Below are 12,239 nucleotides of genomic sequence, written 5' to 3'. Positions count from 1 at the left end.
CGTCCTTTCCTGTATCCTCGTTAAGCGTTGCGCATGCGCTCGGCGGCCAGCCGGATGGCCTCCACGATCTTCACATACCCGGTGCAGCGGCACAGGTTGTTGGAGATCGCGGCGCGGATCTCCTCCTCAGAGGGATCCAGGTTCTTGTCCAGCAGAGCCTTGGCCGACATCACCATGCCCGGCGTGCAGTAACCGCACTGGACCGCGCCGGCATCGATGAACGCCTGCTGGATGGGATGGAGCTCCGGACCGTTGGACAGGCCCTCGATGGTCCAGATGTCCTTGCCCACGGCCTTGGGGGCCAGCACCAGGCAGGAGTTGACCGCCTCGCCGTCGATGATCACCTTACAGGCACCACAGTCGCCGGTGTTGCATCCACATTTGGCGCCGGTCAGGTCCAGGACCTCACGCAGAACATAGAGCAGCGTCCAGTTTTTCTCCACCTGGACCGACTTGACTTCTCCGTTGATTTTCAGTTCAATGGATTCCATAGTTACCCGTTCTCCTTCATAAGTCTTATTAATGGTTCCCTGGCCCTATTATACCGAATCTCATCGGAAATGTCACGCAGTCTTCATATCTCTTTCGCCTGTTTTTTTGAAAAAAACAACCAAACTTCAGGGTCTGTTTTTGGCAGATCGGGCAAGGGCGGTTTCCCGCCCCTGTCCCGCCCGCCGGAACCGGTACAAAATGCTTACTTCTTGCCGCTCTTCTGGGTCTGGGCGGCCACTTTGGCCTCGGCCTCAGCCTCCAGGCGGGCGTTCTCGGCGGCCTGCTTGGCCTCGAACTCCTTGTCCGCCTTGCTGCGGGGCAGGATGATGTTGAGGACCAGAGCGGTCATGGCGGTGCCGGGGATGCCGGTGATGAGGGTCAGCACGGTGGAGGGCAGGAAGCTCAGGCTGGCGGAAGCGGCGCTGCCGCCGATGCCCACCACGATGGCCATGGCCAGGATGGTGATGTCACGCTTGCTCATACGGCTCATGCCGATCACGCGGATACCGGAGGCCGCGATGGTACCGAAGGAAACGAAGAGCACGCCGCCCAGGACGGGATAGGGAGTCAGAGCCAGGACCTGCGCGAACTTGGGGAAGAAGGCCAGGATGCCGATGATGATACCGCCGGCCAGGGTGACGAAGCGGCTGCCCACACCGGTCATGGTGATGATGCCCACGTTGGGGGAGCCGGAGATCACGGGCAGGCCGTTGAACAGGGCGGCGAAGATGCTGCCCAGGCCGTCGCCGCTGACGGCGCGCATGAGCTCTTTCTTGGTGGGCAGGCGGTCCTCCACGCCGGAGACCACGCCGGTGGTGTCGCCGATGTTCTCCATGACGGTGGCGATGTGCACGATGCACAGGGTGATGATGGCGCTGAAGTTAAAGCCGAAGCCGAAGTTCACGGGCTTGGGCAGAGCCAGCCAGGAGGCGGTGCCCACGCTGGCGAAGTCCACCAGACCCAGCACCACGCACAGGACGTAGCCCACGACGATAGCGATCAGGATGGAGCAGGACTGGACGAAGCCCTTGGTGAAGGAGTCCAGCACCAGAGTGAGAACCAGAGTAAAGAGAGCGATGCCCACGAAGAGCCAGATCTGAGGCTCATTGGCGGGGTCCGCGGAGTTGTTGACCATGTAGCTGAAGGCGCTGCCCATCAGGCACATACCGACGGCCAGCACGGCGCTGCCGGTCACCACGGGGGAGAAGAAGCGATGCAGATACTTGACCGCCAGAGGGCCGAGCACGGTCAGCGCGATGGCCGCCACAAAGGAGGATCCGAACACCGTGCCGATGGGCATGTCCTTGGAGAGGGCCACCATGGGAGCGATCAGGGTGTAGCTGCCGCCGGTAACGATGGGAAGACGGGCGCCCAGAGGGCCGATGCCTACCGACTGGATGATGGTGGCCACGGCACAGATGAGCATGGCACACTGGACGACCAGGGCGGTATCCTGGCTGTTCATGCCCATGCCGGTCGCCAGCATCAGTGCGCCGGACAGCGTGCCTGCGAAAGCGGAGAGCACGTGCTGGAACGCAAGGGGAATGGTCTTTACAAGGGTTGGCTTGTCGTTGATTCCATACTTGAGGTTTTCCATCTCGAATCCACCTTCTTTTGGATTTACAGAACGCCGAGAGACAGGATATATAACACCTTATTTCATATCTTCCGCAATAACACTCATTTCACTGGGGTTCCCGGCTGGGGTCACCGCGTCTGAATCATCTCTCCTTGGTCATTTGTAGTACTAAGGTCAGTATAGACCGCTCCGTCTAATATGTCAATTTTATTTATGGATTTCCCTCATTTTTATTAATTCTGTATAATATGCTAAATTTCAAATGCTAATTTTACTTTTTTATGTTCCGCTTCTATCTCTTTTCATTCACTTTATATGACTTTTTAGTATATTAGTACTACCAAATATTTTTTTGAGCCTCTTTCTTCGGCACTTTCACAAAGTAGAACGAACGGTTTTGCAGGGTCTTTCCTTCTATTCTGCATTTCTTCCATTTACAAAAATCAATTTTTTCGCTACACGAACCTTCCGATTGTCTATTTTATCTTATTTTCCGGTTTCATTTTTTCTTTTTTTCGTTTATTTGAATATAGTCTTGCATTCAACAGGTCCGGGAGGTATAATAAGGATGTTTCTCAGGCGAATTAAACTTTGTTGGACGTGGTACTAGATGGATGATCAGTTGCATATCCTGCGGGTAGACAATAAGCAGCTCTCCTATAAAACAAAGCGTGCGCTCTTGGATCTCATCCGCACTTCAAGTCAGGACAACGCCCCTTTCAAACTTCCCAATGAGGACGAGCTCTCGCGCCGGCTGGGCATCAGCCGGAATGTGCTGCGTGACGCGCTGGCCTCTCTGGAGGAAATGGGTGTGGTCACCCGTCGGCGCGGAAAGGGTACCATTGCCAATCCGCAGCTGGCCGACAACGCGTTCCGGCTGGATACCGCTCCGGAGCTCTTCCGCTCCATGGAGGAGGCCGGCTACCACCCCCGGATCGAGTCTCTGAACCTGGGCTTCGTGTTCCAGAACGACCCCGCTTTCGGTCCGGAGTCTACCTCTTATTTAAATACCGAAAAACTGGGCTGGATCGACGGCGTCGTGGCCGCCTACTGTACCGACCACATCGACGGGCGTTTTGCTGAGCCCGCCCGGGATTCCATCTTCAAGCTCCAGAACATGGGGCACTATCAGTTCCTGGAGCAGTACTGCCACACCACCATGGCCTACACCCTCTCCCACATCGACGCGGTCATCCCGCCCCCCGCTGTGATCGAGCTGATGCACCTGGGCGAGCACGAGCCCGTCCTTCTGATGGACGACTATGTCTATAACTACGACCATGAGATCGTGGCCCACTCCACCATCTATTTCCGCAGCGGGTTCCTGGACCTCAAGTTCCTGCGGAAAAACTGGTAAGGCCGCCTTACCGGCTGGAAATCCCCCCGATCTGACCCTTTGTGAGGGTACGTCAAACCTGTTTTACGATGCGATGACTCTGTAACAGATTTGACGTACCCTCTTCTTTTTTTGTCTTTTCTGTTTCCTTTTTATTTAAACTGTATAGTCTTATGATGTTATAATGTATTTCTTTTGTGTAATATTCCATTGCGATTCCCGCGTTTTTTTGCCCGATCTTTCCTTCTTTTTTTATAGAATAATGCTTTATTTTAAGTTTCTTCTTTTTCATAATCTACACGCCCTTTCGTGAGATTTGTCAAAATTATATTGACTTTACCAGGGTATCTTTATATAATCATCATAAGTTTTATGTAGTACAAGGGACTTGTACCTCTGTCTCTGCATCTGCGATCTGCTGGAAAGCCTGTCTACCGTGTCCCTGCGGTTCTCCGGCGCTTCGAACGGAAAAGCTCGTGTTCCCATCGGCAAACAAACCAATCCGAAAGGAGCCAGAAAATGAACGTTGTAGAAATGCATGGCATCTGCAAATACTTCGGGAATTTTTGTGCCAACAAGAACATCGAATTTACCCTGAAGCAAGGCGAAGTCCATGCGCTGCTCGGCGAAAACGGAGCCGGTAAGTCCACCCTGATGAACATCCTTTACGGCCTTTACGCCCATGACGAAGGACATATTCTCATCAACGGGGAAGAAGTTCACATGTCCAGCCCCAGCGTGGCCATTCAGCACGGCATCGGCATGGTGCACCAGCACTTCATGCTGATCCCCCAGCTCACCGTCACGCAGAACATCTTCCTCGGCATGGATAAAGAGACGGGTATCGTCCACCACATCAAAGAGCTGGACAAAAAGGTCCAGGAGCTCAACGACCGGTTTGGCTTCAACGTCAATCCCCAGTCCCTGATTTGGCAGATCCCCGTCGGCGTGCAGCAGAAGGTGGAGATCCTCAAGGTCCTGATGCGTCAGGCCAAGATCCTCATTCTGGATGAGCCCACCGCTGTTCTGACCCCCAACGAGGTGGAAGAGCTCTTTACCTCCATCCGGATGCTGGCCGACAGCGGCTATTCCATCATCCTCATCACCCACAAGATGAGCGAGGTTATGACCTACGCCGACCGCGTCACCGTCATGCGGCTGGGCGAGGTGATCGGCTCGGTCAACGTCAAGGACACCACCGAGGAAGAGCTGGCCCACATGATGGTGGGCCGCGACGTCCATCTGGAGCGGCAGATCGAGCCCAAGGAGGCCGGCCGGCCCCTGCTGGAGATCGACCATCTCCGCGTCAAGAACGACAAGGGCCTGCCCGCGGTGGACGGCATCTCCTTTGCGGTCCACGCCGGTGAGATCGTCGGCATCGCCGGCGTCGACGGCAACGGCCAGCTGGAGCTGGGCGAGGCCATCGTCGGCGGACGCAAGATCGAGGACGGCGACATCCGTCTGGACGGCGAGTCGGTCACCAAGGCCAACATCCGCCGCCACCTGGATCTGGGCCTGGCCCACATCCCGGACGACCGCCTCACCAAGGGCCTGGTCCTCCAGTTCCCCATCAAGCAGAACCTGATCATGGGCACCCAGCGCAAGGCCCCCTTTGCCCACGGTCTCATGGCCGACAATCACGCCATCACCAAGCACGGCGCCGAGATGGTGGAGGCCTTTGATATCCGTCCCCACGATCCCGAGTATCTGGCCGGCGGCCTCTCCGGCGGCAACCAGCAGAAGGTCATTCTGGCCCGCGAGGTCTCCCGTGACCCCAAGGTCATGCTGGCCATCCAGCCCACCCGCGGCCTGGACATCGGCGCCATCGAGTTCGTCCGCTCCAAGCTGGTGGAGGAGCGCGCCAAGGATAAGGCGGTCCTGCTCATCTCCACCGACCTGGACGAGATCCTCTCCCTCTCCGACCGTATCCTGGTCATGCACGGCGGGCGCGTCATGGGTGAGGTCTCTCCCGATGTCGACGTCAGCATTCTCGGCCTGATGATGGCCGGTAAGAGCCAAGAAGATCTGAAGGCGGAGCAGCACGCTGCCGCAGGAGGAGGCGTCCAAGGATGAAAGAAAAACTGACGGGACTGTTACAGTCCATCTGGAAACCCCTGGTGGCGGTGTTCTTCGCCGTCATCTGCAGCTGGCTGCTGCTGACGGCCTTCGGCTATCCGGCCAATGAGGCCTTTGTCTCCCTGTGGGACGCCACCTTCGGCAATCTCCGCGTGTTCGGCAACACCCTGAACAAGGCCTGTCCCCTTCTGTTCACCGGTATCGCCGTGGCCATCGGCAACCGCGGCAGCGTCTTTAACATCGGCGCAGAAGGTCAGTTCATCATGGGCTGTACCGCCGCCACCTGGGTGGGCATCACCTTCACCTATATGCCCGGTATCCTCCTGATGATCCTCATGGTTCTGGCCGGCGCGCTGGCCGGTGCCGCCTGGGCCTTCATCCCCGGTCTCCTCAAGACCAAGTTCAGCATCTCTGAGATCATCACCACTATCATGTTCAACTACATCGCCCTCCAGCTGGTGGGCTATCTGGTCCGCAACCCCATGCGCGACCTGAGCCAGGCCGAGCCCCAGTCCTACACCATCGCGGAGCAGGGTTTCATGCCTTACCTCATCGCCAAGACCAAGCTGCATCCCGGCTTCCTTTTCGGCTGCATCGCCGCTGTGGTCATCTTCATCCTGCTCTTCAAGACCTACTTCGGCTATGAAGTGCGCGCCGTGGGCTACAACTCCACCGCGGCCAAGTACGGCGGCATCAACGTCAGCCGCACCATGATCTCCACCATGCTCATCTCCGGCGCTCTGGCCGGCATGGGCGGCGCGTTCGAGGTGGCCGGCTCCGCCCACTACCTCTACGAGAAGATCTCCAACGGCTACGGCTACACCGCCATCGCCGTGGCCATCCTGGCCAACAACAACCCCATCGGCGTCATCCTCAGCTCCCTGCTCTTCGGCTTCCTGGCGTCCGGTTCCACTGCCATGCAGCGCAACATCGGCGTCTCCTCTTCCTTCGCTGACATCGTGCAGGGCATCATCATCATCTTTGTCGCTGTGGCCGCGGTCAGCCGCGTGAAGAAAAAGCGTACCGCTCCGGCCCGTCCCGGTAAAAAGCCTGTTTTGAAGGAGGCGAAGCAGTAATGGATCTCTCTTCTTTCCTCGCTGCGACGATTCGCATGGCCATTCCCCTTCTGATCGCTGCTCTGGGCCTGGTGGTCTCTGAGCGCGCCGGCCTCATCAACATCGGCGTGGAGGGTACCATGCTTACCGGTGCCTTTGCCGCCTTCGCCGTGGCCTACTACACCAACAACTACTGGCTGGGCATGCTGGCCGGTATGCTGGCAGGCTGCTTCATGACGCTGATCTTTGCGGTGGCCTCCATCCGCTTCAGGGCACCCCAGGTGGTCATCGGCTGCGCCATCAACATGCTGGGCTCCGGCTTCACCGCCGTTTTGTTCCGCAAGATGTTCTTTGACGCGCAGACCGGCGGCACCCAGGTCACCCCCTTCCCTCCCATCCAGATCCCCGGCCTCTCCAGCATCCCCTTCATCGGTGAGGTCTTCTTCCAGCACAACATCATCGTCTACATCGGCTTCATCCTGGTTCCGGCCATCTGGTTCCTGATGAACCGCACCTCCATCGGCACCCGGATCATCGCCGTGGGCGAGCATCCCAAGGCGGCCGACAGCCTGGGCATCAACGTCTTCACCACCCGCTATGCCGCCACCCTCTTCAGCGGATTGCTGATGGGTATGGCCGGCGCCTACCTGGCCATCGCCCAGTCCAACACCTTCCAGGTGGACATGACCGGCGGCAAGGGCTACATCGCCATGGCCGTGGTGGTCCTGGGCAAGTGGAAGCCCGGCGGCGTGCTTCTGGGCGCTCTGATCTTCGGCGGCTCCAACGCCCTGCAGATGACCCTCCAGAACGCGGGCCTCAACATCCCCAACAACCTCATCCTGATGGTGCCCTACATCGTCACCGTTCTGGCTGTTCTGGCCGCCTGCAAGAAGAAGGCCGTGGACGCCAGCGCCAAGGGCGTGGCCTACGAGAAGGCGTAAGCATTCCCATCCAAGCACCCTTCCTCAGAAGAATGTATGGATCCTGTCTGATCACGTTTTATCCCATTCCGTAACCAAAACCATTGGTTTTAAAAACATTTTATTGGAGGAATGAACATGAAAAAGCTGATCCCTTTGATCCTGTCCGGCGCGCTCCTGCTCGGTACTGCCGCCTGCGGCGGCGGCACCGCCACCACTCCTGAGGGCAGCACTCCTCCCGCCGAGGGCGGCAGCGAGGCTTCCGACGTGAAGATCGGCATCCTGATCCCCGGCTCCCCCACCGACGGCGGCTTCTCCCAGCAGGGCGCCGAGGCCGGCAAGAAGCTGGAGGAGAACTACGGCTACGAGGTGGCCACCGTTGAGGCCGGCACCGCCGACGTCATCAAGTCCGAGGCCGAGACCATGGCCGCTGAGGGCTACAAGATCGTCTTCGGTCACGGCGGTCAGTGCTCCGCTCCCTTCGCTGAGATCTGCGAGGACTATCCCGACACCTGGTTCGTCACCTTCGGCGGCACCGAGATCCGGGACAACCTCTTCCCCGTGTGCATGTGCGCTGAGGAAGGCACCTATGTGCTGGGCGTGGCGGCCGGTATGATGACTCAGACCGACAACATCGCCTTCACCCTGGGCGGCGACTACCCCGCCTACACCAAGACCACCATGGGCTTCGCCCTGGGCGCCAAGAGCGTCAACCCCGACCTGAAGATCCAGGAGGCCGTCCTCAGCTCCCCCGACTCCAACGAGTGCTATGAGACCACTATGAACCAGATCAAGAGCGGAGCCGACTTCATCCTCTCCAACTCCAACGAGGGTCAGGCCGGCGCCATGAAGGCCGTGGGCGAGAGCGAGAACGTCTACACCTTCGGCTGCCTGGGCAACTTCTTCGACATGGCTCCCGGCAAGGTTCTGGGCAACATCATCGGCGACTACAACGTGGGCTATGACGAGGCCACCAAGGCCATCATGGAAGGCACTGCTGAGGCCGAGATCATGTACCTGACCATCGCCAACGGCTGTGTGTCCGTGGAGTGGAACCCCGACATCCCGCTGCCCGAGGACGTGCAGGCTGCCGTGGATCAGGCCTACGAGGACATCAAGAGCGGCAAGATCGACGTTCCCAACGAGTATGAGCAGGACGCTGCCAAGGAGCAGCTGGCTGCCTACAACTAACCTCTGCTTTTCCAACGCGATCCTTTGAACTTCGCATTATCTCCTCACCGAATATACGAGGAGGGCCGGCGCAGCTGCGCCGGCCCTTTTTCGTTTTCTATCCTCTATCTCAACTGATGAAAGGAGCCTTTCCCATGAAGCCACGTGTGGTACTGATCGGCGGCGGTCTGATGTCCGCCGCGGCGGCAGCGGCTCTGGCCCGGGCCGGACATCCGGTCACCGTGCTGGAAAAGGGCGAACTGGCCTGCGGCGCCTCGGGCGCCAACCTGGGGCAGCTCTCCCTCTTCGACCGCATCGAGCCCTGGCACTATGCCCTGGCCTGCGAGACCTTTGAGGAGTTCTCCCACCTGGGAGAGACCATCGAATACGACTGCTCCGGCGGCGTGGTGGTCCTCCAGGATGAGGCCCAGTACGAGGGGGCCCTCCCCGTCTGCGACGCCCTGCGCCGCCTGGGCGAGCCCGCCCGCATCCTGGTGGGCAAGGAGGCCCGGGAGGTGGAGCCCTTCCTGGACGACACGGTGATCCACAGCGTGCTCCACTGCCCCCATGAGGGCAAGCTCAACCCCCTGCTCACCACCCTCCACTACTACCGCCAGGCCGAGGACGCCGGGGCGGAGATCCGCCTCCACACCTGCGTGACCGGATTTGAGACCTGCGGCGACACCGTCACCGCCGTGCAGACCAACCAGGGCCGGGTGGAGGGCGACCTCTTCGTCAACGCCGCCGGCGCCTGGAGCCTGGATCTGGCCGGGATGCTGGGGCTCTCCATCCCCCTGGGCTACCACCGGGCCACCGCCTTCGTCTCCCAGCCCGTTCCCCCCTGCATCCGGGGTCCCATCGTGGGCGGCGAGATGTTCCTGGCCCACCGGGACATGTCCCTGCGCCGCCACATCGGTCTGGGCGGCGTGCAGACCGCCCACGGCAGCGTCATCATCGCCCAGGCCACCGAGACCTCCGGGGTGGACAGCCGGGAGGTCACGCTCCCCGGCCTGTGCCTCACGGCCCGCACCTTCCTGGACCACTTCCCCACCCTGGGCGACCTGGAGATCGTCCGGGCCTGGGCCTGCGTCACCCCCTTCACCCACGACGGGCTCCCCATCTTCGGCTTCAGCCGCTCCTTCCCCAACCTCTTCCACTTCACCGGCTTCAAGGGGGCCTTCTCCATCGCCCCCGCCGCCGCCCGCGTGCTGGTGCGCGCCCTGGACGAGGGCTTCGTGTGGGAGGGCGACGCCTTCTCCCCCGACCGTACCGTCTCTGCCCTTTGAAAGGAGGAATTTTGATGCATCGGATCCAACAACATCCCATCCTCTCCGTGGAGGAGCGCCCCGTGGTCCACATCACGGTGGACGGCACCCCCATCGAGGCCCGGGAGGGAGATACCATCGCCGCCGCCCTCATGGCCAACGGCATCCGCACCTTCCGCCACACCGCCCGCTATCACGAGCCCCGGGGCCTCTTCTGCGGCATCGGCCAGTGCACCGACTGCGTGATGGAGGTGGACGGCAAGCCCAACGTGAAAACCTGCATCACCCGGGTCCGGGAGGGCATGACCGTCCGCACCCAGGAGGGAAATGGAGGGAGCGCTTCATGAAACACTATGATGTGATCGTGGTGGGGGCCGGACCCGCCGGTCTGGGAGCCGCCATCGAGGCCGGACGGCAGGGCGCCAAGGTCCTCCTGCTGGACGAGAACGACCGCCCCGGCGGCCAGCTTTTCAAGCAGATCCACAAGTTCTTCGGCTCCCGGGAGCACTACGCCGGGACCCGGGGCTTCGCCATCGGCCGCCAGCTGCTCCAGGAGGCCGAGGAGGCCGGGGTGGAGATCCACCTGGGCCGCCGGGTGTGGGGCATCTTCCCCGACGGCAGCGTCACCGCCGCCAACGACACCGAGAGCGTCCGCTACCAGGGCTCCTACCTGATCCTGGCCACCGGCGCCTCGGAGAACGCCCTGGCCTTCCCCGGCTGCACCCTCCCCGGCGTGATGACCGCCGGCGCGGCCCAGACCTTCGCCAACGTCCACCACGTCCTGCCCGGGCAGAACATCGTGATGGTGGGCTCGGGCAACGTGGGCCTCATCGTCACCTATCAGCTCCTCCAGGCGGGTGCCAACGTCAAGGCCATCCTGGAGGCCGCCCCCAAGCTCTCCGGCTACGCCGTCCACGCCGGAAAGGTCCGCCGGGCAGGCGTGCCCGTCCTCCTGAGCCACACGGTCACCCGGGCCATGGGCGACGGCTCCCTGGAGGCCGTGGAGATCGCCCAGGTGGACGAGCACTTCGCCCCCATCCCGGGCACCGAGCAGGTCATCCCCTGCGACACCCTCTGCCTGGCCGTGGGCCTCACCCCCCGGGTCGAGCTGGCCGACGTGAGCGGGTGCGACCTGGTCTGGTCCGGATCCCTGGGCGGAAAGCTCCCCCGCCACAACCGGCACATGGAGAGCAGCCGCTCCAACATCCTGGTGGCCGGCGACCTGGCCGGCATCGAGGAGGCCAGCACCGCCCTGGACGAGGGCCGCCTGGCCGGCACCCGGGCCGCCTACCGCCTGGGCCTGCTGGACGTGGGGACCTACGAGGGCCGCCGGGCCGAGATCCAGGGCCGTCTGGACCGGCTGCGCCAGGGACCCTTTGGAGAAAAACGCCGCCGCGCGAAAGAGGAGGTCTGGAAGGCATGAAACAGGAACGCGATATCGTCTGCCGCTGCGAAGAGGTGACCCGGGAGGAGATCATGGAGGCCATCCGGCTGGGAGATGACTCCCTGGACGCCATCAAGAAGCGCACCCGGGCGGGCATGGGCTTTTGTCAGGGCCGCACCTGCAAGCGCCTCATCGCCCAGATTTTAAGCGCCTATTACCACCTGCCGGTGGACCAGTTTCTCCCCGGCAGCATCCGTCTGCCCATCATGCCCATCCGCCTGAGTCTGCTGGCCGAGACCGTGGACGGCGCGGTGGAGAGCGAGGAAGGAGGAGAGGTCCATGCGCCGGATTCTCATTGACTGTAAGGAGCACATCCCCTGCAATCCCTGTCAGTTCGCCTGTCCCACCCACGCCATCGTGGTGGGAGACGACATCACGGAGCTCCCCCACGCCGACCCGGAGAAGTGCGTGGGCTGCGGGGCCTGCGTGGCCTCCTGCCCCGGTCAGGCCTGCTTCCTGATCGACCCCGACTTCAGCGAGAGCGAGGCCACCATCGACTTCCCCTATGAGTATCTTCCCCTCCCCCCGGTGGGGCTGGAGGTGGAGTCCCGGAACAACCTGGGCGAGACCCTGTGCACCGGGCGGGTGGTCAAGGTCCTCTCCCTCACCGCCTACGACCACACCAATCTGGTGCGCATGGCCGTCCCCAAGGACCTGGTCCAGCAGGTCCGGGGCATGAAGCCCTGGCGGGGATAAGAGCCGCTTGTCGAACCAGTTCGACAAGCTTTCTCAAAAATGCAAGCATTTTTTCGAATGGGATGCAGGCCGCTGCGCGCACTCGCTGACGCTCGCGCACTGGCGGCCTGAGGGGAGTGTTTTCCGACGTACATGCCGCCGGAAAACACGATCCCACTCTATTCCGCCGTCTGCGGACGGCGGAACTCTGCGAGGCTCTGAGCGCC

General features: G+C 61.1%; 13 protein-coding genes. 10 read left to right on the top strand and 3 right to left on the bottom strand.

Going from position 1 to position 12,239, the window contains the following annotated elements; all coding sequences use genetic code 11:
• Positions 1 to 20: 20 nt before the first annotated feature.
• Complete coding sequence (locus GPK94_RS14165) at positions 21 to 491, bottom strand: (2Fe-2S)-binding protein (protein ID WP_101693614.1); 471 nt, start codon at positions 489 to 491, stop codon at positions 21 to 23.
• A gap of 203 nt (positions 492 to 694) precedes the next feature.
• Complete coding sequence (locus GPK94_RS14160; protein ID WP_215656123.1) at positions 695 to 2,089, bottom strand: solute carrier family 23 protein; 1,395 nt, start codon at positions 2,087 to 2,089, stop codon at positions 695 to 697.
• Positions 2,090 to 2,681: 592 nt separating this feature from the next.
• Here GPK94_RS14160 and GPK94_RS14155 point away from each other — a divergent pair.
• A complete protein-coding gene (locus GPK94_RS14155) occupies positions 2,682 to 3,428 on the top strand; it encodes a GntR family transcriptional regulator (protein WP_101693616.1) in 747 nt (248 codons plus the stop codon).
• Between the two features lie 52 nt (positions 3,429 to 3,480).
• Here the strand turns inward: GPK94_RS14155 and GPK94_RS14150 are convergent, their stop codons facing one another.
• The gene (locus tag GPK94_RS14150) at positions 3,481 to 3,699 is read right to left on the bottom strand and encodes a hypothetical protein (protein ID WP_215656122.1); all 219 of its coding nucleotides are present in this window, start codon (positions 3,697 to 3,699) and stop codon (positions 3,481 to 3,483) included.
• Between the two features lie 227 nt (positions 3,700 to 3,926).
• On the opposite strand from GPK94_RS14150, the gene GPK94_RS14145 reads away from it, so the two are divergent.
• The 9 genes from GPK94_RS14145 to GPK94_RS14105 all read left to right on the top strand — a co-directional run bounded on the left by GPK94_RS14145 (position 3,927) and on the right by GPK94_RS14105 (position 12,033).
• On the top strand, positions 3,927 to 5,480 hold the full coding sequence (locus GPK94_RS14145; RefSeq protein ID WP_101693617.1) for an ABC transporter ATP-binding protein: 1,554 nt from the start codon (positions 3,927 to 3,929) through the stop codon (positions 5,478 to 5,480).
• A complete protein-coding gene (locus GPK94_RS14140; protein ID WP_101693618.1) occupies positions 5,477 to 6,559 on the top strand; it encodes an ABC transporter permease in 1,083 nt (360 codons plus the stop codon). The genes GPK94_RS14145 and GPK94_RS14140 overlap by 4 nt, the downstream gene beginning before the upstream one ends.
• The gene (locus GPK94_RS14135) at positions 6,559 to 7,479 is read left to right on the top strand and encodes an ABC transporter permease (RefSeq protein WP_101693619.1); all 921 of its coding nucleotides are present in this window, start codon (positions 6,559 to 6,561) and stop codon (positions 7,477 to 7,479) included. Before GPK94_RS14140 ends, GPK94_RS14135 begins: the two co-directional genes overlap by 1 nt.
• A gap of 117 nt (positions 7,480 to 7,596) precedes the next feature.
• Positions 7,597 to 8,649 (top strand): BMP family protein, encoded by a 1,053-nt coding sequence (locus tag GPK94_RS14130; RefSeq protein WP_193536353.1) that lies wholly within the window; start codon positions 7,597 to 7,599, stop codon positions 8,647 to 8,649.
• Positions 8,650 to 8,783: 134 nt separating this feature from the next.
• Positions 8,784 to 9,914: an FAD-dependent oxidoreductase gene (locus GPK94_RS14125; RefSeq protein WP_193536351.1), complete on the top strand. Its 1,131-nt coding sequence runs from the start codon at positions 8,784 to 8,786 to the stop codon at positions 9,912 to 9,914.
• A gap of 14 nt (positions 9,915 to 9,928) precedes the next feature.
• On the top strand, positions 9,929 to 10,240 hold the full coding sequence (locus GPK94_RS14120; RefSeq protein ID WP_101693622.1) for a (2Fe-2S)-binding protein: 312 nt from the start codon (positions 9,929 to 9,931) through the stop codon (positions 10,238 to 10,240).
• The gene (locus GPK94_RS14115) at positions 10,237 to 11,316 is read left to right on the top strand and encodes an FAD-dependent oxidoreductase (RefSeq protein WP_215656121.1); all 1,080 of its coding nucleotides are present in this window, start codon (positions 10,237 to 10,239) and stop codon (positions 11,314 to 11,316) included. The genes GPK94_RS14120 and GPK94_RS14115 overlap by 4 nt, the downstream gene beginning before the upstream one ends.
• Positions 11,313 to 11,636, top strand: a complete 324-nt coding sequence (locus GPK94_RS14110) for a (2Fe-2S)-binding protein (RefSeq protein WP_101693624.1) — start codon at positions 11,313 to 11,315, stop codon at positions 11,634 to 11,636. Before GPK94_RS14115 ends, GPK94_RS14110 begins: the two co-directional genes overlap by 4 nt.
• Positions 11,617 to 12,033: a 4Fe-4S dicluster domain-containing protein gene (locus tag GPK94_RS14105; protein ID WP_215656120.1), complete on the top strand. Its 417-nt coding sequence runs from the start codon at positions 11,617 to 11,619 to the stop codon at positions 12,031 to 12,033. The genes GPK94_RS14110 and GPK94_RS14105 overlap by 20 nt, the downstream gene beginning before the upstream one ends.
• The last annotated feature ends 206 nt before the right edge of the window (positions 12,034 to 12,239 follow it).

This window comes from Pseudoflavonifractor sp. MCC625, from assembly GCF_018784545.1.
Lineage (GTDB): Bacteria > Bacillota > Clostridia > Oscillospirales > Oscillospiraceae > Pseudoflavonifractor_A > Pseudoflavonifractor_A gallinarum.
Note: the sequence above shows the minus strand (reverse complement) of the source record. Positions and strands in the feature narration are given on the sequence as shown.